At 35.2% G+C, this 24,319-nt stretch carries 24 protein-coding genes, 1 tRNA gene and 1 pseudogene; 20 read left to right on the top strand and 6 right to left on the bottom strand.

Features of this window, described 5'->3' with window-relative positions:
- Positions 1–154: 154 nt before the first annotated feature.
- The 18 genes and pseudogenes from BWZ41_RS05360 to gatC all read left to right on the top strand — a co-directional run bounded on the left by BWZ41_RS05360 (position 155) and on the right by gatC (position 11,280).
- Positions 155–844, top strand: coding sequence for an ankyrin repeat domain-containing protein (locus BWZ41_RS05360; RefSeq protein WP_177429442.1), 690 nt, complete (start codon positions 155–157; stop codon positions 842–844).
- Positions 845–869: 25 nt separating this feature from the next.
- Positions 870–1,355, top strand: coding sequence for an ankyrin repeat domain-containing protein (locus BWZ41_RS05355; protein ID WP_143689010.1), 486 nt, complete (start codon positions 870–872; stop codon positions 1,353–1,355).
- A 4-nt stretch (positions 1,356–1,359) separates the two neighbouring features.
- Positions 1,360–1,791, top strand: a complete 432-nt coding sequence (locus BWZ41_RS05350) for a DUF2924 domain-containing protein (RefSeq protein ID WP_143689009.1) — start codon at positions 1,360–1,362, stop codon at positions 1,789–1,791.
- 10 nt (positions 1,792–1,801) lie between these two features.
- Positions 1,802–2,170: pseudogene (locus BWZ41_RS05345) on the top strand (recombinase family protein); the annotation flags it as partial.
- Positions 2,171–2,333: 163 nt separating this feature from the next.
- Entirely contained in the window at positions 2,334–2,654 is a 321-nt protein-coding gene (locus BWZ41_RS05340) for a head-tail joining protein (RefSeq protein ID WP_143689635.1), read from the top strand.
- On the top strand, positions 2,647–3,150 hold the full coding sequence (locus BWZ41_RS05335) for a phage tail protein (protein ID WP_177429458.1): 504 nt from the start codon (positions 2,647–2,649) through the stop codon (positions 3,148–3,150). Before BWZ41_RS05340 ends, BWZ41_RS05335 begins: the two co-directional genes overlap by 8 nt.
- Positions 3,147–3,620 (top strand): hypothetical protein, encoded by a 474-nt coding sequence (locus tag BWZ41_RS05330; protein WP_143689634.1) that lies wholly within the window; start codon positions 3,147–3,149, stop codon positions 3,618–3,620. Before BWZ41_RS05335 ends, BWZ41_RS05330 begins: the two co-directional genes overlap by 4 nt.
- Positions 3,607–4,071 carry a phage baseplate assembly protein V gene (locus BWZ41_RS05325; protein WP_096641463.1) on the top strand — a complete coding sequence of 155 codons (465 nt, stop codon included), beginning with the start codon at positions 3,607–3,609 and terminating at the stop codon, positions 4,069–4,071. The genes BWZ41_RS05330 and BWZ41_RS05325 overlap by 14 nt, the downstream gene beginning before the upstream one ends.
- A gap of 5 nt (positions 4,072–4,076) precedes the next feature.
- On the top strand, positions 4,077–4,331 hold the full coding sequence (locus tag BWZ41_RS05320) for a PAAR domain-containing protein (RefSeq protein ID WP_010405460.1): 255 nt from the start codon (positions 4,077–4,079) through the stop codon (positions 4,329–4,331).
- 4 nt (positions 4,332–4,335) lie between these two features.
- Entirely contained in the window at positions 4,336–4,671 is a 336-nt protein-coding gene (locus BWZ41_RS05315; RefSeq protein ID WP_010405462.1) for a GPW/gp25 family protein, read from the top strand.
- Positions 4,672–4,673: 2 nt separating this feature from the next.
- Positions 4,674–5,459, top strand: coding sequence for a baseplate assembly protein (locus BWZ41_RS05310; protein WP_077188545.1), 786 nt, complete (start codon positions 4,674–4,676; stop codon positions 5,457–5,459).
- Positions 5,459–6,619 (top strand): phage tail protein, encoded by a 1,161-nt coding sequence (locus tag BWZ41_RS05305; RefSeq protein ID WP_096641464.1) that lies wholly within the window; start codon positions 5,459–5,461, stop codon positions 6,617–6,619. The genes BWZ41_RS05310 and BWZ41_RS05305 overlap by 1 nt, the downstream gene beginning before the upstream one ends.
- Positions 6,620–6,786: 167 nt before the next feature.
- Entirely contained in the window at positions 6,787–7,506 is a 720-nt protein-coding gene (locus tag BWZ41_RS05300) for an ankyrin repeat domain-containing protein (protein WP_077188547.1), read from the top strand.
- Between the two features lie 25 nt (positions 7,507–7,531).
- Complete coding sequence (locus BWZ41_RS05295; RefSeq protein WP_077188548.1) at positions 7,532–8,002, top strand: ankyrin repeat domain-containing protein; 471 nt, start codon at positions 7,532–7,534, stop codon at positions 8,000–8,002.
- 106 nt (positions 8,003–8,108) lie between these two features.
- Positions 8,109–8,384, top strand: coding sequence for a hypothetical protein (locus BWZ41_RS05290; protein ID WP_077188549.1), 276 nt, complete (start codon positions 8,109–8,111; stop codon positions 8,382–8,384).
- Positions 8,293–9,942 (top strand): recombinase family protein, encoded by a 1,650-nt coding sequence (locus tag BWZ41_RS05285; protein WP_143689633.1) that lies wholly within the window; start codon positions 8,293–8,295, stop codon positions 9,940–9,942. The genes BWZ41_RS05290 and BWZ41_RS05285 overlap by 92 nt, the downstream gene beginning before the upstream one ends.
- A 74-nt stretch (positions 9,943–10,016) precedes the next feature.
- Entirely contained in the window at positions 10,017–10,937 is a 921-nt protein-coding gene (locus BWZ41_RS05280; protein WP_019236386.1) for a ribose-phosphate diphosphokinase, read from the top strand.
- Positions 10,927–11,280: an Asp-tRNA(Asn)/Glu-tRNA(Gln) amidotransferase subunit GatC gene (gene gatC / locus BWZ41_RS05275; protein WP_007302647.1), complete on the top strand. Its 354-nt coding sequence runs from the start codon at positions 10,927–10,929 to the stop codon at positions 11,278–11,280. Before BWZ41_RS05280 ends, gatC begins: the two co-directional genes overlap by 11 nt.
- A 38-nt stretch (positions 11,281–11,318) precedes the next feature.
- Here the strand turns inward: gatC and BWZ41_RS05270 are convergent, their stop codons facing one another.
- The 6 genes from BWZ41_RS05270 to BWZ41_RS05240 form a co-directional block, all read right to left on the bottom strand.
- The gene (locus BWZ41_RS05270) at positions 11,319–12,575 is read right to left on the bottom strand and encodes a Tol-Pal system protein TolB (protein WP_143689725.1); all 1,257 of its coding nucleotides are present in this window, start codon (positions 12,573–12,575) and stop codon (positions 11,319–11,321) included.
- A 446-nt stretch (positions 12,576–13,021) separates the two neighbouring features.
- Positions 13,022–14,656: a ribonuclease J gene (locus BWZ41_RS05260; protein ID WP_143689632.1), complete on the bottom strand. Its 1,635-nt coding sequence runs from the start codon at positions 14,654–14,656 to the stop codon at positions 13,022–13,024.
- Positions 14,657–14,826: 170 nt separating this feature from the next.
- Positions 14,827–15,945 carry a molecular chaperone DnaJ gene (gene dnaJ, locus BWZ41_RS05255; RefSeq protein WP_143689631.1) on the bottom strand — a complete coding sequence of 373 codons (1,119 nt, stop codon included), beginning with the start codon at positions 15,943–15,945 and terminating at the stop codon, positions 14,827–14,829.
- An 82-nt stretch (positions 15,946–16,027) separates the two neighbouring features.
- A tRNA-Arg gene (locus tag BWZ41_RS05250) sits at positions 16,028–16,105 on the bottom strand.
- 262 nt (positions 16,106–16,367) lie between these two features.
- Positions 16,368–16,880 carry a hypothetical protein gene (locus tag BWZ41_RS07690; protein ID WP_015588585.1) on the bottom strand — a complete coding sequence of 171 codons (513 nt, stop codon included), beginning with the start codon at positions 16,878–16,880 and terminating at the stop codon, positions 16,368–16,370.
- 77 nt (positions 16,881–16,957) lie between these two features.
- On the bottom strand, positions 16,958–20,008 hold the full coding sequence (locus BWZ41_RS05240) for a phosphoribosylformylglycinamidine synthase subunit PurL (protein ID WP_143689630.1): 3,051 nt from the start codon (positions 20,006–20,008) through the stop codon (positions 16,958–16,960).
- Positions 20,009–20,107: 99 nt separating this feature from the next.
- Between BWZ41_RS05240 and BWZ41_RS05235 the strand changes: the two genes are divergently transcribed.
- Together BWZ41_RS05235 and BWZ41_RS05230 are read left to right on the top strand one after the other, a co-directional pair.
- Positions 20,108–22,774 carry a PD-(D/E)XK nuclease family protein gene (locus BWZ41_RS05235; protein WP_143689629.1) on the top strand — a complete coding sequence of 889 codons (2,667 nt, stop codon included), beginning with the start codon at positions 20,108–20,110 and terminating at the stop codon, positions 22,772–22,774.
- Between the two features lie 215 nt (positions 22,775–22,989).
- Positions 22,990–24,294 (top strand): ankyrin repeat domain-containing protein, encoded by a 1,305-nt coding sequence (locus BWZ41_RS05230; protein ID WP_143689628.1) that lies wholly within the window; start codon positions 22,990–22,992, stop codon positions 24,292–24,294.
- Positions 24,295–24,319: the final 25 nt, after the last annotated feature.

The raw sequence follows: 24,319 nt of genomic DNA, 5'->3' as shown, positions 1-24,319 counted from the left end.
ATCCTCATATATTATATTAATAATAGTTTAAAGTGTATGAAATAAAAAGAAAAGGACTTGCTTTCTTATGCTAAAACGGACATGACTTGAATAGCAGCAGGTAAATATAAGAAATTTATCTAACGCTAGAAAAGCTAATTTTGTGAGGTATGAAATGAGTTTTAGTAAGTTTTTTAAAGAAGTATCAAGTAAGGATATTAATAAAAGAAATGAAGAAGGAGAGACGATCTTGCACCAAGCAGCGGAAATCTCCGATTACAAAACAGTGAGATTATTAATAAAAAAGGGGGCAGAGGTAAATGCAAGAGATAAAAAGGGTTATACACCACTACACTGTGCAGTATTTGCGAAAAGCTTAGAAAATGTAAAAGTGCTGCTAAGGTCGGGAGCAGAAGTAAATGCCACTCAATATGTCAGTGGATGTACGCCACTCCACTCTGCGTGCAAAGGAGCAGGAGTTGAAATAATAAAAGAGCTAGTAAAGGCAGGGGCTGAGGTTAATCAACTGAATAAGTATGGTGCAACACCAATGTATTACATCTGGGAAAGTGAAAAGTATCGTCTATGTGATAGCAAAGAGAGTGAAAAGGCAAGTAAATTTTTGAGAGAAAAAGGAGGAATAACAAAAAGTAGAGAACTGACATGCTATGGAATAGAGAGGCTAGTGGGAGAAATAGCAGACATGTTGAATGGAAGCTACATGCCGGAGCTAAAAATAATAGAGATAGGAGAAATAAGGAAGAGAGACAAATCACTAATAAAGGAAGAATGTGAAAATTTAGCAAGCAAAATAATAAGCCAAGTAAGTGAAATGATAGATGAGGTGGTGAAAAGGAGGGCTTAAAATTCAAAAAAAGGTGAGGTCGGTTATGAGTAAAAAAGGAAAAGAGGAGTCACTATTAGAGAACTCGTTTAAAAATATTTATGCAAGAGATGAGAATGGAAGAACAGCTCTGCATTATGCGGTAGACGCAAAAACAGTGAAGTTATTAGTCGAAAAAGGAGCGAATGTGAATGCAGCAGATGTAGAAGGACACACAGCACTGCACCTAGCAGTAACGGAGAAACGTCTAGAAATCGTGAGAGAATTGATAAAATCAGGAGCAGAAGTAAATGCTGAGGAATATGGAAATAAATGCATACCTCTACACCTTGCGTGCATGGTAGGAGAAAAAGAAATAGTGGAGGAGCTGGTAAAAGCTGGAGGAGAAATAGAACAAGAGGATACATTTGGAATGACAGCAATGGATTATGCGAAAAATAGCAAAGAGATAACTGAAATATTGAAGAAAGAAACAGAAAGAATTGAAAAGTTATTTGAACAGCAAAGTGGGAAACCTTCTATGAGAGGCTAAAGATATGGAGAAAGAAATAGAAAAGAAAGTAATGAATTTAGAGAAAAAACCTTTGGGTGAAATGAGAAAAATATGGAAGAAGGTATATGGGGAAGAGGCGCCTAGATACTCAAAGAAATATCTGATACCAAGATTAGCTTATAGAATGCAGGAAAAAGCATATGGAGAAATGTCAAGAAAAGGAGCAAAAAGACTAGAGTATCTGGCAGATCGGTTAGAGAAGGGAAAAAGAATAAGTAGCGATAAATTACCAGTAGCAGGAACAGAGCTAATATTAGAGAGAGGGGAAGAAACGCATGCGGTAATGGTAACAGACAAGTGTTTAATCTACAAAGAAGAGTTTTATACATCATTGTCAGCAGTGGCAGGAAAAATAATGGGAATGAGCTACAACGGACCTTTATTATTTGGGATGCGTGATAAAAATGAAAATTGAAGAGAATAAAATGCTAAAAGAAGTAAGGTGTGCGATATATACAAGAAAATCAAATGAGGATGGACTAGAACAAAAGTTTAATAGTCTTGATGCGCAACGAATAGCATGTGAAAAGTACATAAAGAGCAGAGAGGGTTGGGTAATATTGGCAAAAAGGTACGATGATGGAGGTTTCTCAGGAAAAAACTTAGAAAGACCAGCGATAAAGGAATTATTTGAAGATGTAAAGGCAGGAGAAGTAGATTGTGTAGTGGTATATACTCTGGATAGGCTATCAAGGGAAACAAAAGATAGTATAGAAGTGACATCATTTTTTAGAAGGCATAGAGTAAATTTTATAGCAGTAACGCAGATATTTGATAATAATACGCCAATGGGANATTTACATACGCAGTCAAATCCTCTGCCAATGTGCCATAGACCTGGAGTGTTAGTCAAAGTTGCTGCAACATAACAATACCGGTAGAATGATTGTAGTGAGGTATTCTACCAGTATGTTCCTTCTTAGCATACTCATAAACCTTAATACATAAAATGGAGAAATGCAAAAAAATATTCAGAGACTACTAAAAGATTGTTTTGCCCATTTGGGAAAAGTAGCTTTGTATGAATCAAAGGATAAGTCATATATGGTACAAGTACTAAAACAACAGCCAGATAAATTATACGAGATTGGTGAAGGACAATTTGTGGGAGAGATGCTTTTTCTTGAGGTAAGCGTTTTTGATGTACTCAGGCCAATGGTGGGAGATATTTTTGTTATTGATGGTTGTAAATATAAAGTATATTCTCCGCCACTGCGAGGTAATTCAGGAATAGTTTGGAATATAAACTGTACAGTACTTGGAGAGAAGGATGTTTAACATTGAGGTTAATGAAAATATTGAGAGGATTATTCACAACATTGATGCTAACAAAGCCAAAATAGAATTGGCAGCGGTAAGAGCACTAAACAAAACGGCACTATGGTTAAAAGCGCAAGCAGCTAGGGAAATCAGTGAGGAAAAGAAAAGTTTGATAAGAAAGAGATTAAGAATTTTTAAGGCGAAAACTAGCAGATTAGACGTGTTAATTAGAGCAAATCTCTATGACATTAGAGCATCGACAATTGGCAAAATACAAAAAACAAGAAGAGGATCGAAAGTAGGAAAGCATGAGTTTATAGGAGGATTTGCAGCAGTTATGCCAAAAGGAAATAGCGGTATTTTTAAACGTGAAGGAAGAGCAGCATTGCCAATAAAGGAAGTTAAATTGCCATTGGAACCAGAAGCATCAAAAGTAATAAGAGATCTTGTTAATTATGAGGTTGAGAAAGTGTTTGAAAAGTTCTTTGAGCGTGATATTACAGAAAATGTATGAATTTTAAAGATTTACATCAAGCAATTTGCACTAAGTTAAAAGAAGAAATATCAGCAATACAGGCGTGCGAAATTTATCCATCAATAAGAAAAGAATTATTAGCGCCAGCGGTGTTTGTAGAACTAGCAAGTTTAGAACCAGGTAAAGATGCAGGTACTGAGGAATTAGCATTGAAAGCCAGGTTTGAAGCAAGAATTGTGATTGATAGCACAATAGAAAATGCTCCTATTATTGTCAGAACATTAGCTGCTGAGATTGCGAAAGTAGTAAATAAAAATACTTGGAAGGTGAAAAATGTTTCGCCAGGAGAATTTATCTCTGCGGAAATTGACGGATTTAGACCAGAATTAGATGCGTATCTGGTGTGGTTGGTTGAGTGGAGTCATCAGCTTCATTTAGGTAAATCGATATGGACAGAAAATAAGATTAAGCCACATACGATTATAATAGGAGAAAATGTTAGAGAGTAATTTTGCTATTTCAGAGCTGCAAAGAAAGTTAGCAAACATTGTACGAATAGGGCTTGTAAAAGAAGTAGATTATGAAAAAGCAAAAGTAAGAGTGAAAATAGGAGATATTGTAACAGATTATCTGCCATGGACAACAAGCAAAGCAGGAAAAGATAGAGATTGGTCTCCACCAGATATCGATGAACAGGTATTAGTATTGTCACCATTGGGAGAGTTATCATTAGGAATAGTATTACCAGGAATATATCAGGAAAAGTACCCTGCACCAGAGAATAAAAAAGAAATAAATAGTATAAAATTTCAAGATGGGACGAAGTTTACATATGATAAAGGTAAGCATCATTTAGAGATTGAAGTAGCAGACAAAATAACACTGAAGGCTGGGAAATCGAGTATAGAAATGACAAAAGGTAGTATTAAATTAAAAGCAAGAAGAATAGACTTGAATTAATATATATGAGTAAAGCAGTTGTTTGCATAGGAGATCATTGTACAGGTATGCCGATTCATGTCTGTGTGAGTGGGAGTGAAGATGTATTTGTTAATGGTAGACCTGCTTGTCGTAAGGGTGACATCTTGACTATTGGGGAAATAGTAACGCAAGGATCAAACAGCGTATTTGTGAATGGTATTGGTATTGCACGAGTAGGAGATACAGTTTCCTGTGGATTTAAGGTAATAGGAGGAAGTAGCAGCGTTTTTTCTGGATAAAGATATGAAGGGAATGAATGCTAAAACAGGAAAAGCATTAGAAGGAATAGAGCACTTAAAGCAGTCGATAATTGATATATTAACCACTCCTATTAAAAGTAGAATAATGAGGAGAGATTATGGCTCAAGATTATTTGAATTAGTAGATAAGCCAATAAATAGAGATTTAACACTTGAGATATATGCAGCAACAGCAGAAGCACTGGGGAAATTTGAGAAGAGATTTAAGTTAGAAAAAGTAAAAGTTGAAGGAGTAAAAGAAGGGAGAGTAACATTGAATTTAGAAGGTGTCTATCTTCCAGAAGGCAAGTTCATAAATATTAATGGAGTAGTTGTTTAAAAATGCAGCAGCCAAATATTATCGAACCACTGAACTTTGAAGAGATTTTTTCTCGGATGAAGGAAGAGTTAGTAAAAAGTTTTACAGCATTAGTAGAAAGTGACCCAGCGATAAAGGTATTAGAAGTAGCAGCATGGAGGGAATTGTTACTAAGACAAAGAATAAATGAATCAGTAAAGAGCAATTTACTAAAATTTGCAACGGGAGAAGATCTTGATAATTTAGCTGAGTTTTATGGAGTAGAGAGGCAGAAAGAAGAAGAGGATGAACGATTTAGAAGAAGAATTAAAGCAAAGATAGTAGGCTCAAGCAAGGGAGGAAGCAAAGAGTATTATCGTTATCATGCACTTTCGGCAGATAGAAGAGTAAAAGATGCATTAGTAGAATCACCTATACCAGGGAAAGTACAGATCTCGATTTTATCAACACAATTATCCACAACTGACATAGCTTCAGAAGAGCTACTTGAAATTGTAAAAAAGCAGGTTACTAGAGATGATATAAGGGTTTTAACCGATACAGTAACAGTAATTGGTTGCAATATTACGGAAATAGATATTCACAGCAGAATGAGCATAAGTCCTGTAATATCAGAGGAAGAAATCAAGAAGCAGTTTATTAAGAAGTTTGAACTAGCAAAAAGATTAGGGTGGAGTGTGACAAGATCGTGGATAATAGCAAACCTATTTGTAGATGGTGTAGAAAATGTGGAATTAATCGAGCCAAAAGAGGATGTTGTGGTGCTAGGTAACGAGTGTGCAAATTTGCGAAATTTAAAGATTGAGTAATGCTGTTACCCCCAAACGCAACAAAGCAAGAGCAAGCATTAGTAAAGGCTATTGATTATAAAGTTGATCCAAACTGTATCAGAGGGTTTAAATTTAGTCCAGGGGAAAAAGTATTACCATGGATAATAGAAGAATATGGTTTAGAAGAGATACTGCGTTGGGCAAAAGAGAAAAGAAGAGCGATAAAAGAAGGGGTAGAATTTCAAAGACTGAGAGGAACTCCAGCATCACTCAAAATAGCACTAAAGTGGGCAAATATAGAAGATATTACAATTATCGAAGAACCACCTGGTAAGCACTTTTTTGAATTGCAGATAGGGATAAGGGATGTTCCAAATGACTTTTTTGTAGATGCAGTAGTAGAGCTAGCAAAGCTATCATTGCCCGTAAGATCTCGACTAATGAGGATTTTCAATGATCACTATAATATTAGCAGATTTATTTTAGATGAAAGTTTATTTGGAAGTTTGCTATCGGATTACTCAGGGATAAAAATTGAAAAAGACGGACCAGTATTATCGTTTGGAAGAGTAAATTTTTTCAGGTTTAGTGGTAAATCAATTAAGGTTATAGAGAGTTATCTACGTAACCATTATGAACAAGCATTTAGTAATGATATATATCGGTTAGATGTAGCAGTACTTGGGGAAACAGAGCCTCACACGAAGGATTACAAAGGCATCTATGAAAGAAATCATCAGTGGTATAACTCAAAAGCACTACATCCACTACCAAAGAGCTTATTGCCAGAAATAAAGTTTGCAAAAGCACAGATAGTATTATCGGATAGTTGGAGATTAGGAGAAATAAATGCGTGCTTTCCAGTTGGTAGTGTAGAGGAAAGAGGGAATAAATTTGTATTGGGAAACGATAAACTTTCAGGGCAACGTTGGAATTTAAAACACAAACCAATTTTAGAAAGATTTGGCGTTACTCATTTTTATCAAACAAAGAACTTCATTGACCAAAAAATAGTAGGATACGTTATAGCAGAACACAATATTAGGTATGAGAACGATTTAGATTCAGAGCAGAAAGACTCAATACACGAATTAGAAAATTACATTTTAGTGTTTTACCCAGGAGTACTGAAATGGCACGAACATCGACATTTGCACAGAAGTTGGAAAAATAGTCAAGTAATATGTGTAATAAGTTAAGTACTTATACTTAGATCCTCATATATTATATTAATATAAGGTTAAAGTATATGAAATAAAAAGAAAAGGACTTGCTTTTTTATGCTAAAACAGACATGACTTGAATAGCAGCAGGTAAATATAAGAAATTTATCTAACGCTAGAAAAGCTAGTTTTGTGAGGTAAGTATGAAGTTTAGCAAAGAAAAGAGAGAATCTTTTAGTAAGTTTTTTAAAGAAGTATCAAGTAAAAACATTAATAAAAGAAATGAAGAAGGAGAGACGATATTACATCAAGCAGTAGAAATCTCCGATTACAAAACAGTGAGGTTATTAATAAAAAGAGGAGCAGAGGTTAATGCAAGAGATAAAAATGGTTATACACCTCTGCACTGTGCAGTATTCGCAAAAAGCTTAGAAAATGTAAAAGTGCTGCTAAGGGAAGGAGCAGAAGTAAATGCCACTCAATACATCACCGGATGTACGCCATTGCACTCTGCGTGTAAAATGGGAGGAGCAGGAGTTGAAATAATAAAAGAGCTGGTAAAGGCAGGGGCTGAGGTTAATCAACTGAATAAATATGGCGCAACACCAATGTATTACATCTGGGAAAGTGAAAAGTATTGTTCATGGAATAGCGAAGAGAATGAAAAGGCGAGTAAGTTTCTGAGAGAACAAGGAGGAATAACAAAAAGTAGAGAACTGACGTGTTATGGAATAGAGGGGCTAGTGGGAGAAATAGCAGACATGTTGAATGGAAGCTACATGCCGGAGCTAAAAATAATAGAGATAGGAGAAATAAGGAAGAGAGACAAATCGCTAATAAAGAAAGAATGTCAAAATTTAGCAAGCAAAATAATGAACCAAGTGAACGAAATGATAGATGAGGTAGCGAAAAGAGGGATTTAAATTTAAAGAAAAGGTGAGGTGGATTATGTTAAAGCTTGGCAAATTTAATAAATCAGCAAAAGAATTATTAGAGAACTCATATAAAAATATTTATGCAAGAGACGAGAATGGAAGAACAGCTCTGCATTATGCAATAAACGCAAAAACAGTGAGGTTATTAGTTGAAAAAGGAGTGAATGTAAATGCAGCAGATGTAGGAGGATATACAGCACTGCACCTAGCGGTAACGGAGAAACGTCTAGAAATCGTGAGAGAATTGATAAAATCAGGAGCAGAAGTAAATGCTGAGGAATATGGAAATAAATGCATACCTCTACACCTTGCGTGTATGGTAGGTGAAAAAGAAATAGTCGAGGAGCTAGTGAAAGCTGGAGGAGAAATAGAGCAAGAGGATGAATGTGGGATGACAGCAATAGATTATGCGAAAAATAGTAAAGAAGTAACTGAAGTATTGAAGAAAGAAACAGAGAAAATGGAAAGTTTGTTAAAAAAATAAGAGTCGTATCAGAAAGCGCAACAGCAGTTGGCAAAGGAAGGGCTAGACCAAATTTGAAGGCTGTAGCTGATAAAAGCTGGTCTTTTTCATAAGAGTAAATGGATTGATGGAAAAAAGGAGTGGTAAGGCTCCTTGCACTACAAAAACATTTGCAGGAGAAACTATGAGAAAAAGAACATTAACTTGCCGATACGAGCCAGATGAATTAGCGGAACAACATCTAGCAGACGCCTATGAGCTGTTATTAAGGTATGCGGTAAAAAAAAACAATGAAAAGGAGATAAAGAAAAATGATAACAGTGGCCTTATATGCAAGAGTTTCATCGAAGAGTCAAGCGCAGAACAATACAATAGAGAGTCAAATTGCCGAGCTCAAGCATAGAATTGCTGCAGATAAGCATGAGTTATTGAATGAGTATGAATTTAAGGATGATGGGCTTAGTGGGTGGAGTTTAGAACGTGAAGGTTTAGATGCATTACGTGATAAAGTAGGAGAAGATCAAATTGATAAAATTTATATTCATTCACCTGACCGACTATCAAGAAAATCTGCACATCAAATGATATTACTTGATGAATTTGAAAAAGCAGGAGTAGAAGTAATATTCTTAAATCATAAGACTGAAAATAATCCAGAGTCTAAATTGTTATTAGGAATGCAAGGATTAGTGGCAGAATATGAGTGTACAAAGATTATGGAACGTAGTCGTAGGGGAAAACTCCATAGAGCAAAAAAAGGCTGTGTAAGTGTAATTGGCATTGCACCTTTTGGTTATAATCGTATAAAGCATGTAGATAGAGAAAAGACAAAGTTTGAAATAAATGAAGAGGAAGCAAAAATAGTAAAGCAGATGTTCATGTGGGTAGGGCAAGAGAGAATAAGTATAAGGGAAGTGGTACGTAGACTAAGAGATAAGTCAATTAGAACAAGAACTGGAAAGAAGGTGTGGTGTCCAATAATAATTTGGAAGTTATTAAGAAATCCAGCATATAAAGGACAAGCAGCGTTTGGTAAATTAAAGAGGGTTGAAAGAAGAGAAAGAAATAAACAAAAGGTTTCTATCTGTCGCACAGATGAGGACAGCTGGATTTATATACCAGTACCAAAAATAGTTGATGAAGGGTTATTTAATAAAGTACAAAAGCAACTGGATGAAAATAGAAAAAGAGCAAGGATACAGAGAGAGGGAGGAAAAAAGAAATATCTATTACAAGGTCTAGTTGTGTGTCAAAACTGTGGATATGCGTATAGTGGTGCACAATGTGGAGTTGAGGGAAAGAAGTTTAGCTATTATCGCTGTAGTAGTACTATACGTATTACTGATGGTAGGGAGAAGTGTACTAATAAATTGGTCCGTACAGATATGTTAGAAACAGCTATATGGGAAAAGGTGAAAAATTTACTAAAAAACCCAGAGATAATAAAAAATGAGTATCACCGTAGAATTGCAGAAAATAAAAATGATGAATCATCAGATAAGAAGTTTGCAAGAAGGGAAAATCAAATAAAACAAGGCATCGAAAAGTTAATGGAAGACTATTATAGTCAAGAAAATGTAGGAGATAAAGGATATATAAGTAAGGAAGAATTTAAACAGACGATGAAAAGAATGAGGGAACGCTTAAGAGGGATAGAAGAAGAGAAGAAAAAGGTAGCTGATCAAAAAGCAATAGAGAAGGGAATGAACCTTATCATCAACAGTATAAAGAGTCTTTATTCCAGTGTAAAATCTAATTTGGAACAGCTAGATTGGCAAACTAAGCGTGGCATCATTAAAGCATTAGTAGAACGAATTCAAATTGGTTATGACCAGGTAGAAGTGGCGTTTAGAATCGAAGAACCAGCACAGGGTGGAGAGATTTTTAATTTGCAACATTGTACTGGACGTCATGATAAGAAAGCTGGTGAAATGTTTCGAGTAACTTTTTCGTTTCTATGATCCACTTGGCGGCAAGAATAAAGTTTTAATCGTTCCATGGTTTCTGTATAATTTTCAAAACTTAATTGGTATATATGAAGGTAATAATAGGTAGCGCTAGTAAACGATTAGGAGATTCAATAGCAAGTGGGCTAAATGCTCAGCTATTCCCCAATCAGGTGTCAAGATTTGCCGATGGTGAGGTAAATGTAGAAGTAGCAAATGATCTACGTAATCAAGAAGTATATATAGTACAATCTCTTTCTTCCCCTGTAAATGATAACCTTATGGAGCTTCTGCTTACAATTGATGCAGCAAAGAGATCTGGAGCCAAGAGAATAACAGCTATTATTCCTTATTACGGATACAGTAGGCAGGATAGGGTTATTAAAAACAATAATATGCAATCTGCTTTAAGTGCTAAATTAACTGCAAATCTTATTCAAATAGCTGGTGCAAACAGTGTTGCTGCTATTGATTTGCATTCAAGTCAAATTGAAGGTTTTTTTGATATACCAGTTACTAATCTAAGCTGTTTTGAAGTATTTGTTAACTCTATATACAAGGAAAACTTGGCAATAGTTGCGCCTGATGTTGGAGCAATTGGCAGAGCTCGTGCTTTTGCAAAGATTTTAGAGGAAAAACACAAGTTGGATAATGATATTGTTGTAGTAGATAAATATAGAGAAAAAGCAGGTACATCTGAGGTAATGAATGTAATCGGAGAAGTTGCAAACAAAAATTGCGTCATTGTTGATGATATAGTTGACTCTGGCGGAACATTATGTAATGCAGCTCTTGCTTTAAAAAATCGAGGAGCAAAGTCTGTAGTTTCGTGCATTACACATGGAATACTTTCAGGAAATGCAGTTGAGAAAATCTCTTCCTCTTCTCTGGATAAATTAGTAATTACGGACACCGTATTTCACAAATTTGAAAAAAATGATAAGATAGAGGTTGTTTCAATTGCAAATATTTTAATTTGCTTTATGCAAGGAGGTAAAAGTGCCAGCTAGATCAACAGAAGATGTTATCACTTCGTTAATAGAATTTGCAAATAAGAGAAAAATAACAATTACTAAGGAAGAAATGCTTAAAACTGCACAGCTTGTGAGGATTAAGTTATCCGATGATGAGATTCAATACTACTCAAAAGAACTGACAATGCTGGATTGGATACATGATACTTTGTTGAAAGTTAATACTGAAGGTGTTTCTCCTATGCGTTATGGAACTATAGATAAGGATATTCATGTACGCGATGATATTATAAATTCTCAAAACATTAAAGAAGAAATATTATCCAATACAAAATCAGAGCATGGGTATTTCGTAGTACCGAAGGTTATAAACGATTAAGATAAAGCAAGATTTATACCGATTTTATAGATCTACTTTCAAAAATAAGACCAATCTGGTAAAGAAGCATTCGTTGGAGTAAAAACCATTTTTTGATTTTTCTTTACTAAATCTACTAAATATAATTTAGAGTTGCTTGGTGATTCTGCGTTAGTAAAGATAATTTCTCTGCCATTTGGTAGCCATGCCGGAGATTCAATTTTATGTCCCTCTGAAAGCAAGCGCTCTTCTTTGCCATCTGGCTTCATAACTCCTATGTAAAATTTTCCTGACTGAATTTTTGTAAAAGCTATCAGATCTCCTTTTGGCGACCAAACAGGTGTAGCATATCTTCCATTTCCAAAACTAATTCTCTTGGGTTTTTTGCTTTTTTTAGTGAAATCTATGATATATAGTTGCTGACTTCCACTTATATCAGAACTAAAAACCATGTACTTTTGATCTGGAGACAAAGAGGGAGAAGTACTTATAGCTGAACCTTTAGTAATTTTTTTTGTTCGTTTACTGCTTAAGTCTAGAGATAATATATTTGTTTCACCACTCAATGAGTGGGAAATAAAAAGAGATTTACCATCAGGAGAAAATCTTGGTGCAGAAATAACTCCTTCAAATGCGCTGATTATTGATTCAGTGTTATCTTTTAAATTTTTTAATATTATATAACTTTTACCATTTGTGTATGATATATAAACAATACCCTTTCCATTTGGTGAAAATCTTGGTGTTGACACAAATTTCTCACCATTTGTTAAGTACTTTATATTACTTCCATCTTGATTCATCACAGCAATTTTACGGACGGATTTGTAATTGCTATCTTTTTCTTCAGCGATATATGTAATTTTTGTATTGAAATGCCCTTTCTCACCAATCAATCTATCATGTATCAGATCTGAAACAAGATGACTAATTTTCCTCCAGTCTTTTGCTAGAAAAACAACCGACTGAGTAAGCAATTCTCTGTTTGTAAAGCTGTCAAATAAACGAAAAGATAGCTCTAAATTTCTGTTTGATACTTCACTTAAACTTATTGTGACTACAGTATCGCTTTTCCAAGACTCAACTTTCGCGTCACGTTTCACATTAAATAAGCCACAATTAGATAGATTTGTTTCAATTACTTTTGTGATGCTTTCACTTAGCTCACTTTCCACTTCTGTCTTGCATGCACATTTAGATACAACAAGATCAATATTACCAATATTGCTTTTTTTTATATCAACATATAAAACAGCTTTTGTGGAATAAGGAATAAATAACGAAATAAATAACACCAGTTGAACGAATAGCTTCATTAGATTTCTTACATTACCTCCTTTCATCTCAGCAAATAGCTTACTTTTGAAGTTAAACTGCATGACAGTAGAGTAAATCAATTTCTGCAGTACTTGACACTGGAATCCAGAAATTTGACTGCAAGTAAGTGCACTGAGGTGGCAAGCATAAAAGTAGCTGTTTTATTCTAAAATAAACGTCTTTGACAAGGTTGCATGAAAAACTGGATTCCAGTTTCAGAGCACTGGGATGACACCCTACTGGTGGAGATTGCTCTAAAACTACAATGTTTGCATGGGCTTTGAGATGGCACCCTTCTGGTAGATTCAAATCACAATGTTTGTATAGTTGTGTGATCTGACACTGATTTTTTTTTACGGATTCCAGTATTGCATGCTGAAATAACATCAAAGAATACATTGTTAACTTCTTACTCAAATAATGGTTAATAAAAAAAGGTGTATTTCTATACCTGCTCTATCTGGACTTCAATTATAGGTCTTTTTAGTAAATATTCTTTTAAGATACTAAATATTGAGCTCTCAATTTTATTTCTTATTTTTTTTATCGGCTGTGAGTCAAATGCTGACTCAACCTTCTTTATGATCTTTTGCATAATGGCTGCATCTTTTTGCGCTTCGAAAACACCAGGTGCAAATACTTTTGGCTTAGCAAGCAGTTTATTTTTCTTGTTTACAACTGCTGTCACTACGATAGCTCCGGCATCTCTCATTCTCTCACGCATTTTTATAACGCTGCATTCTGGATGACGGAGTAACATACCATCAATACCAAAGTAGTCGACATCAATGGAGCTAACTTTTTCCCCATTTTCCAAATTAACAATATCACCTGGTGCAATCATTATTGCTTTTTTCACACCGCACTCTTTAGCAAACTTTACATGTGCATCCGTATGAATATACTCACCATGAACCGGAATAGACATCTTAGGTTTTATCAAAGAATACATTTCCCTTAGCTCTGCTTTTACTGGATGCCCGGAAGCATGAACATTCTCTGTTTTTTCAGTAATAACTTCCACTCCCATCCCAATAAAGGCATTGAGCGTGTTATGTGCACGAGTTTCATTGCCAGGAATGATTTTTGATGAAAAGATCATGGTATCACCTTGCTGCATTTTAAATGCTTGATGACTCTTAGAGGCAAGTCTTGCGGTAGCTGCCAGTGGCTCACCTTGACAACCTGTGCAAAGTAGCACCAGCTTTTCCCTTGGAAAATTTACTGCCTCCTTTGCTTCTAGAAACTCAGGAGAATTAGTTAAATAACCACTATCCTGAGCAACTTTCACTATTCTCCATAAAGATCTGCCAAGCAAAACCACTTTTCTATTTAGTGCTTTTGCAGCTTGGCTTATTGTTTCAATTCGTGCCACATTCGAGGCAAATAGCGAGACAGCAACCAATTTTTTAGACCGCTTTATTATATTGTAAATATTATCATAAATTTCACTTTCTGATTCAGGGTCGTGTTTGCTCAGTATGTTTGTTGAATCACAAATTGCTGCAAGTAGATCACCTTTATCGCCAATTTCTTTTAAACGCTCTATATTAGAAATTAATCCAACAACAGGTTTTGGATCAAATTTCCAGTCCCCAGTATGAAGTGCACTACCTGCTTCAGTGCTAATTAATATTGAATTTGCCTCAGGAATTGAGTGAGTTACATTTATAAACTCAACGGTAAAAGGACCCAAATTTATGCTGCCATTTATGTCTACCTCTTTCACAGGTACCACACCTTCCAATCGAAACTCCTTTAGTTTCTCCTTGAGAAAATTAACTGTAAACTTTGTTGTATATATGGGACATTGCAAATCTTCCCACAGATGAGGCACTGCACCACAGTGATCTTCATGTGCATGTGTAATTATTATTCCAAGCAAATCTTTTTTTCTTTGAGCAATAAAATCTACATCAGCAATGAGTAGCTCAACACCTGGCATAGTTTCATCTGCAAAACCGATACCAAGGTCGATCATAATCCACTTGCCTTGATAATGATATAGGCTAACGTTCATCCCAATCCTTCCTACTCCTCCAAGAGGAAGAAATAAAAACTCATTTTTGTTTATGTTCATTAATTTTAAATTATTAAAATGCGAGGATAGCAAAACTTCGACCTTAAATAAAGGAATTTATCACTTTTGCATAACTTAAAAAAAATCTTTTCACTAAAAGAGAACGCTTTCAAATTGGTAAGAAGAATTAAGTGTAGACAGCTACCTCTTTATATCATTTAGCAAATTTCTCATTTTTTTTTTACTTTTCCAAAGAATCCTTCAGATTTCTGCTCTACACTTTCATGTTCCTCTTCCTCAAGCGCTTTTAATAGCTCAATCTGCTTTTGGGTTAAATTCTTTGGATTTAAAGTCTCAACTATTACCTGTACGTATAAATCACCACGAGCATGTGAGTTCATATATGGCATACCCTTTTCCCTACAACGTAGTTTGGTACCAGTTTGAGTGCCTTCAGGGACCTTTACTTTTATTTTAGCTCCATCAATTGATTGAATATCGATTTCACCACCAAGTACTGCTAGTGTCATTCTTATAGGCACTTTACAGTGTAAATCTGCTCTATTGCGAGTGAAGATCTGATGAGTAGCTATTTTCACACATACGTATAAATCTCCGCTTTTTCCACCTCTTGCTCCAGCTTCTCCTTTACCACTGACCCTTACCTTAGCTCCTTCTTCTATGCCTTTTGGAATTGAAACGGAGATATTTACTTCATCTCTTTTACGCCCACTTCCACCGCATTTCTTACATTTATTTTGTATTATTTCTCCTTCCCCATAGCATGTAGTACACGTTCTTTCAATGGTAAAAAAGCCCTGTTTAGTTCTAATTCTACCGCTTCCCTGGCATGTGTTGCACTGAACTGGTTTGATTGCTCCTTCGCTACCTGTGCCTTGGCATGTATTACATTTTATATTTGTCACATAATGTATAGGTGCTTGTATTCCTTTAAATGCATCTTCTAAGGTAATTTTAAGGTCGTAGCGCAGATCTGCTCCAGATACTACTGTTGTACTTCTTTTTGTTCTTGACCTACTTGTACTGCCGCCGAATCCTCCACCAAAAAAATCGTTAAATATATCGCTAAAATCCCCTCCAGCTTGGCTGAAATCAAATCCACCGGAAGCACCATCGTGACCATAACGATCATAACCTGCTCTTTTTTCAGAGTCAGATAGAACTTCATATGCAGCTGTTACTTCTTTAAATTTTTCCTCTGCTTCCTTATTACCAGGATTTCTGTCAGGATGATATTTTAATGCTAGTTTTTTATATGCTTTTTTTATCTCGTCAGTACTAGCATTTCTGCTCACTTCTAGCAGATCATAATAGTCTTTTTTGTTCATATATAATAGCTCAGTATTTTACCTTTAAAGATAGGTATTACACATATCAATTTCAAGCATGACCTCTATTTCCTATAAAATATGGTGCACCCTGAGCGACTTGAACGCCCGACCTTTTGATCCGTAGTCAAATGCTCTAATCCAACTGAGCTAAGGGTGCTTGCACAAAGTTGACTTTAACAGATTTTATAGCTTATTTCAATTGGTTTAGCTAAAAATAAAACTCTTATCATGTATGAAACCTGTAAGAAATTGTACTAGCTCTCTTAAAGGATAACTTAAGTTAACAGTTTCCAATTACTTTGATTTTAGAACCGCTATCCGAATAAGAGCTTTTCACATTATACTACCAAGCTGCTAACAAATAGCGGAATGACGGTTATAGTTAAATCTAAACTATTTTGGCTATATAAGAAGACGGGTTATGCAGAGACCTTAAAATACTTCTTGCTTGCCAAGGAGAATAAATACATTCCTACAAACAAGCAGATACTCAATATCGATGCATAGGAAAACTTGAAAATTAAATCTTTAATATATCTTGATAAGCATTTACCTGCAGAAATTTTGTATAGTAGTCCAACACAAACAATCGTACTATCAATGACTGATGCTATAATTAAAGTGATGAAATTTGCCATATGAAAATTCAATTTGGACTTTAATTTTTTTAAAATAACTATGCTTGAGAGAAGAGAGACTAGAATTGCAGTATATGAAACCAATATTACCAAACTAAAATTTTGCAATTTAAAAAGACAGCATATCACCGTACACACTATTAAGCTGTAAGTAGCTTTGCTTCTACCATGAAACTCAACCATTGAGTTTACAACTAAAGTAGCTCCTACAAATAAGGTAGCACATATCATTAATTTATTTGAAGTGTTAAGTAAAGAAAGACTGATAAGCAAGAGTATTGATAAAATGGACATAATCACCTACCCAAATTTAATAACATGCATTTATTTTAATCAGACATTACACATAATGAAAAATTTGTCTAGCGTAATCAAAAGTTATTTAAACTAGTACCTAAGTCTTTCAAATCTATTCTTATAATATCCTTTATATTGAGAGCTTTCTCCTCTGTCACTTTTCCAATACATGAAAAAACTATACCTTTAAACAATTCTTCAAACTTCCGCTGATTTTGCGGGGCAATGGTTACTAATATTCTACTTTGCGATTCAGAAAACATTATTATCTTGTTTATTATGTCTGTATTTTGTGTTTTTCCTATTGGTACTAGTGAAAGATCAATTTCAGCACCAAGGTCTCCTGCAATTAGCGATTTTGCCAGAGCAATAATTAAGCCTCCTAAGTTTGGTGCAATTGCAGAGACAATTATGCCATCTTTTATTGCCTGGTTGTAACGTTCATACAACTTCCTAGCGCTCTTTGCATTAACTTTTGGCACGTTGTTATTATCTATTCCACTATATAATTGATATTCAGATCTACCAAGCTCATCGTGGGTTGTACCAAGCACATATATCAAGTCCCCTGGCATTTTCACATCAAGCGATACCGCATTTTCAATATTTTCTATAATTCCAATTGCTGAGATGAGTAATGAAGGTGGTGCAGAGATTATCACTTTCTCGCCATTTTCATCATATCCCTTGAAGTCATTGAACATACTGTCTTTTCCGGATATGAATGGTGTTTTAAATGCAGTTGCAAAGTTGTAACAAGCCTCTGCAGCTCTCTTTAGTTGCCACAATCTTTCTGGATTATAAGCATCACACCAGCAAAAATTATCGAGCAACGCTAGATGATTTATATTTCCTCCTGCAGCTACGTAGTTGCGTATGGCAGTGTCAATCGCACATGCTGCCATGTGATAAGTGTCAATTTCTCCATAACTTGAGCCAAATCCCTGCGATTTTACAACACCTTTGTTTGAAGAAAGGACTGGCCTCGAGACAACAGCTTCGCTGCACACTCTCCCCTTGCCTTGCAGTGGTTTCAGTATTGACGATCCTTGAACCTCATGGTCATATTGCACCACTATAAACTCTTTGCTGCGTATGTTTGGTCTGCTTAGCATTTCTTTTAGTTCAAAGGTGTCATGCAAGTAGCTGAGACTGGAATCCATTTCACGCTCAGCTCCACCATCGTATGGGTTTTGGCGTAAAATGTTTGCAGGCTTTACCTGCTGGATCCCAGTGTCAAGCACTGGGATGACAGGAAAGGATACAGCAGACTCCTTAGGCCACGGTTTCGTCTGTAAATGCACTTTGGGATTACCGTCATGCAGAAATTCAGTTTCGATGTCCATTATTACTTCTCCTGGGGGACATTTAACAACGGCTTTGCCACTTTTGTTGAATTCTCCAATTACACAGACCTCCACATCATGTGTTTTCATGATTTGCTTAAACGCAGGAAGATTTTCTTCTGGCACTGCTAAGGTCATTCTCTCTTGTGATTCTGATATCCATATTTCCCACGGAGCCATACCATCGTTTTTAAGGAGAACCTTGCTCAAATCAACTTCAAATCCGTCTTTTCCCATTTCACCAATGGACGATGATAGACCTCCTGCTCCATTATCCGTTATTGCATTATAAAGACCAAGATCTCTTACTTCTACGACGGCGTTGGATAATTTTTTTTGTGTTATAGGGTCACCAATTTGCACAATTGTTGAAGGACTGTTTCCCGACAGTGCCTCTGAAGAAAAAGTTGCACCGTGAATTCCGTCCCTTCCAACTCTTCCACCAATAATTACGATTTTATCACCGTTTTTGGGTTCTTTTATGTGTGAAGGTGCATTATTTATATTCCGTGGAATAATTCCGATGCTTCCAACAAAAACTAATGGCTTTCCACAGAATCTATCGTCAAAGTATACTGATCCAAGTTGCGTTGGAATACCGGAGCAATTACCAGCAACATTAACACCGTGAATCACTTCTTTCATTATATATTTTGGTGGTAAGATTTTATTAGTACGCTCTTTATCTCTATAAAGTTTGCCTTTTGCTTCTTTGGCAAAGCAAAAGTAATAAGTATTCATGATAGGTTCTGCACCTTTGCCAAAACCGACTATATCTCGGTTAACTCCAAGCACTCCAGTCATTGCTCCACCGAACGGATCGAGAGCTGAAGGACTATTGTGAGTTTCAACTTTATCTACAATCAAGTAATCGTCATCAAAAATTATTCCTCCTGCGTTGTCGGAGAAAACTGACACGCATATGTTAGAATTTATCTCACGCGTTGCACGCTTAATATAATGAGCATATAGACCGTCTTTTATTTCATCAATAGGGGAGCAAAAAATATTGTGTTTACAATGTTCAGACCAAGTCTGTGCCAGAGACTCAAGTTCAATATCATATGGATTTCTACCGAGTTTTTTAAAGTAATCCTTTATAGCTTTCATTGCTGCCAGCGAGAGCCCTAAAGTGCCATTACCATCGATTCCATCTCTGCTGATTTTTTCAAGCTCTTGGTCACTCACATTGAGTTTGACAGATTTTGCTCCATTATTACCTGGCGTCATCCCAGTGCTTGACACTGGGATCCATTCTTTTTTTTCCTGGTCATGCGATGTAATGACACCAGGTGTGATATTGGATTTACCATAACATTTCCAGCTATAGTTCTTACAGATAAGTGTGCAATATTCAGTGATAGGGTTGAATTCTTGTTTTATGTCATCTTCGGTTGAAAAACCTCCTTGACTTAGAAGTAATTTTGAACTTCTTGCCTTGATAGAAACACTTTCATCAATGTGGCCTTTACTCATTAGATATTCTCTAACAATCTGTTTTGCCGTATTGCCAACATTATCGGTCATGCCAGGTAGAAAGCTTATTTCCAAGCCCCACTTTGCTTGTGATTCTATGAAATCATATTGAACTTCTTCGAGATTTTTGTTGTAAGAATAATAACAACAATCTTGTATGACTTTATTATAAAATAATTCACAAATTTCTTCGTATAATTTTAATGGTAGTTCTTTGCTTATGTAAATCGAGTAAATGTTGACTAGCCACCTGTGGCTAACTTGCTTACATTTATTTAAAACTTCTATTCTGATGTTCGTCATGCAATATTATTAAAAAATTTGATATATAATAACATAAGAAAGTGAGAGCACATTTATATTTTGCTGTACAATAATGCATCATACTAATTGTTATTTTTCATGAGAAAAGTTTTTACCATTAACGTAGATGCATCCTTTTTCGATGTTCTAGTTCAGCATATATTTTCTGAATATGAAAGAAACGAAATTCCTCAAATAAAGATCATACTTCCATGCAAGAGGGATGTGATAGCATTGCTGGGTGCATTCAAGAGTTGCAGCGCTATAATTTTGCCAGAGATAGTTTCACTAGAGAATATTGATGAAGAAGATTTAATATTAAATCTTGATAGAGTTAAAGTTATCAACCCAACAAAAAGAACACTGCTACTCATTCAATTTATATTGGAGTGGAATAAAAAAAACAATGATAATTTTCCAATCGATCTGGTTTGCAGTTTGCCGTCATTGCTTCAATATACCCAAATAGAGGGTGATTATCAACTTGATGAGCACTTAAAAAAAGTAGCGAATTTCATAAATTTACTTATCAAAACTTGGAGTAAAACTTTAAAAGGTTTGGGAGTAATAGATATACTAAAGTATAAGAATGACTACATAAACAATATGATAAACTTCCTGCAGAAAGATCAGCATATGATCTTTATTGGAATTGGAAAGGGTGAAATTTACAAGTTATTGATTAAGGCTATATATGACCTGCCATTTGGAAAGATAATTCTACCTAACCTGAATTTGAAAATGAACGAAAAAGATTGGAAATCACTTGATAAAAAACACTATCAACATTGCCTGAAAGATTTACTCGATTATTTAAAAGTGGATAGAAGGGATGTTAGTTTTCTGTCAGAAGCGTGTTCTGGTGTCATCCCAGTGTCAAGCACTGGGATGACAGAAGAAAGGGCTGGGATAACAGGAAGTCCTGAGGAATATCTTGATTATATCTTCGATACAACTGCTGATCTAAGTGAAGTTGGTGGCGGATCAATTGAAAATATTGAAGTCATCACTTGTGATTCAAGGGAGGAAGAAGCACAAGTGACGTCACTAATTATAAATAATGAAGGTTATGAAAACGTTTCTTTGTTTGTCTTTGATAAATTACTTGCAGATCGTATGGCGTGTACCATATCGGAAAACTATTCTTATATAACGCTCCTATTTTACAGCATTGAAGTTTTGACCTCAAATTGGAACAGTGTGGCACTGCTTTCGCTACTCAAACATAGTCTAGTGACTTTTGGTTACACTCAAGAAGAATACACTCGTATTTTATCTGAGTTTGAGATAGAAGTATTGCGTAGCTTTAATACAAATGGTCTTAAGGATATTATTAACGCTATTAATACTTGTAAAAAGCTAAGACATAAAGAAGATATATTAATTATTATCAGTAAGTTAAAGATTATATTTAATCCTTTACTGTATCTTGTAAATTATCCCATTTTTGATGTGGCATCAGCTCATTTGCAGTGTGTTAATGTCCTTTCTAATATCAATTTTTTAGAGCTAAATGGTGAAATAGGTAATTTTACTCGTGATTTCTTAAATGCATGTGAAGATGTAGCAATAAAATGCTCCTTAGAGTCATATAGTCAAATCCTGATATTGTTTTTAAAAAGGCAGTTTTTTTCTCCAGAAAATAACTTTGATAAATTTAGCTTATATCAAAATAAAGTTGTAATACTTGCTGGATTTAATGATATACCAAATTTTCAGAATCCGTTTTTGAGTGCACTGAATAGAGAAAAATTTAACCTTCCTTCTGTGCAAGAAGAGCAAGGGTACTTTTTGTATACTTTGCGCAATTTATTTGGTACCGGCAAGGTTTATATTACGAGGCTAGTGAGTGATAGAAAATCAATTCTATTGCGCCGTTTGGAAGTTCTGTTACAAGAACCAAAATATCCTTATCGCAATTGGCTAAGAATATTAAATACACCTGAGTGCATTGTTCCATGTACTCAGCCTATGCCAAAACCTCAAGCCAAAGTCAGAGAAGAAAAAATGCAAGTGATGTCTTGCAGTGCGGTAGAAAAACTGATTCGTAACCCTTATTCATTTTATGTTGAATACATACTGAACCTTAGACAGTTGAAAGACTTAAATTTTAAGCCATCGATATTGGAGTTTGGCACTATGGTACACAATATTCTTGTAAGATATTTACGCAACGAAAAGTCGCTGATGAGTATTGCACGAGAAATATTCTCGTCTAATCGATTCCACTTTTCAAATATGTGGTGGGTAAGGTTGCAGAGGATAATTCAATCTTTTGTTGAGTTTGATAGGACTGGAAACAATCATGTCGAATTAGAGAGGGAATTTTCTTATCCAATATTTCATGATCAGTGTCAAGCTACTCGAATGACAGAAGAAATTTCACTGGCGGCAAGATGCGATAGAGTGGAATATTTGTCAAATGAGCAAGTAACAATTATAGACTATAAACTTGGTTCACCACCTTCCAATGAAGAAGTTATGTCAGGATTTTTTCCGCAATTAATTTTACAAGCTTTAGCAGTGGAATACACAACAAAAAAAGAAGTCTCGGAGCTTGCTTATTGGAAACTTGATTATGATAAAATAAAGGTTATTGCTTTGAAAAATTATAGACAAAAAATGCATGAATTTCAGAATATTCTACCAGATTTCTTATCTCATTATTTAAGAGATACTACTCCCTTTATTGCCTCTCCTTATTTTGATAAATTCCTGAGATTTAATAGCTACAAACAACTAGAAAGGATAGGGGAGTGGTTATAAATTATATCTCCTCTCATCCAGATCAAAATAGCTGGTTGTACAGCTGGTTTACTAAGTGCAGTAGGAGAATTACTGGATTGTGATATAGACTCATCTTTGCTAGACTCAAACAACCATAAAAAAACACTAAAAAGTGATTCAATCAATTTTAGCCATTAAAACTTGAATAGTGGCTAAAATAGCTTTAAATTGTATATTTACTTTAGGAGGGGTATATGCCATCACAAAAACAGCTAAGTGCGCAGCTAATTGATGCTGCTAAAAAAGGACAGCTAGAGATATTACAATACTTGATAGAAGAGGGAGCAAATGTTAATGCAGAATCTCCGCGAAACATAACTGCTCTAATTCATGCTGCTGCCCATGGTCATCTTGAGGTAGTACAACTTCTAATAGCAAATGGAGCTGATTTAAATGTGAAACGTAAAGGTCAATTCTCTTCCCTAACATATGCTATTGTAAATGGCCATACGGAGATAGCAAAGCTTCTAACTAGATATCATTTAATAGCTAATCTTGATATGTCAATACCTCGCTTGCCTCTTCCTACTTGTATACCAGAGTTATCATCTTATTGGTATGACTGTAAGGATGAGCTCAAAAAAATGAAGGAAGAAGATAGTGAATTATATAATTTTCTTGTAAGTAAGAGAATTAATGAACAGGTAAGAATTTGGACAGAGAGTGAGAGAATACGAAATATTTCACAAGATAGATTAAATATAGAATACTCAATCTATGCTAAAGATTTAACAGGTAAAATAGAATTAGTGATATTTTTTCTTAACAACAGGGAAATAATCAATTCTTTATCGCGGTATTATAAGGTAAGAATTCAAACAATTGATCAAGTAAAAAGGCTACTTGATCGTTTCACAAGAGAACATGTAGAGCTTGAAGTAGAAATTGTTCCAGCGCAATTAAACTTTAATACTCAAGAATTACAACCCTCTAAACTAAAAACATTATCATTTGCACAAATGATGAACAATCATGCAGGATTATTTTCAGCTGCTAAAAGTGGTCAATTAGAAACAGTAAGATACCTGATAGAAAAACAGAAAGAAGATATTAATGCAACAGATCACTATGGAAGAACTGCTCTAATGTGGGCTGCTGGAAGTGGCTATTTAGAGGTAGTAAAGTACCTGATAGAAACAGCAAAAGCAAATGTTAACGTGAAAGATGAATATGAGGACACTGCTCTGAATTATGCTACTAGAAACGGGCATTTAGATGTAAAAGAATATCTGAAAGGTCATATACAAAAAGAGCTACGGAAGAAATACGTCTGCATTGGTGTGAGTGGTACAATAGGTTATGTTGCAGGTATGACAATATCATGTTCTGCGGGAGCAGCGATTGTAGTTTGTGCAGCATCAGCGACCGTTAGTCTAGCATTGGCTGCAATGTTTGGTTATGTGATTGTAGAAGTAAAAAAAGAGAAAGCAAACAAAGGTATAGCTTCTGCGCTTAAAGATGTTTTCACTATTCAAGCTCTAAGTAGAATAGCCTTATAGAGAGTGAAAGTAGGTTTATTGCTTA

The organism is Wolbachia endosymbiont of Nilaparvata lugens, assembly GCF_007115045.1.
GTDB lineage: Bacteria > Pseudomonadota > Alphaproteobacteria > Rickettsiales > Anaplasmataceae > Wolbachia.
This window is presented reverse-complemented; position numbering and strand designations above follow the sequence as displayed.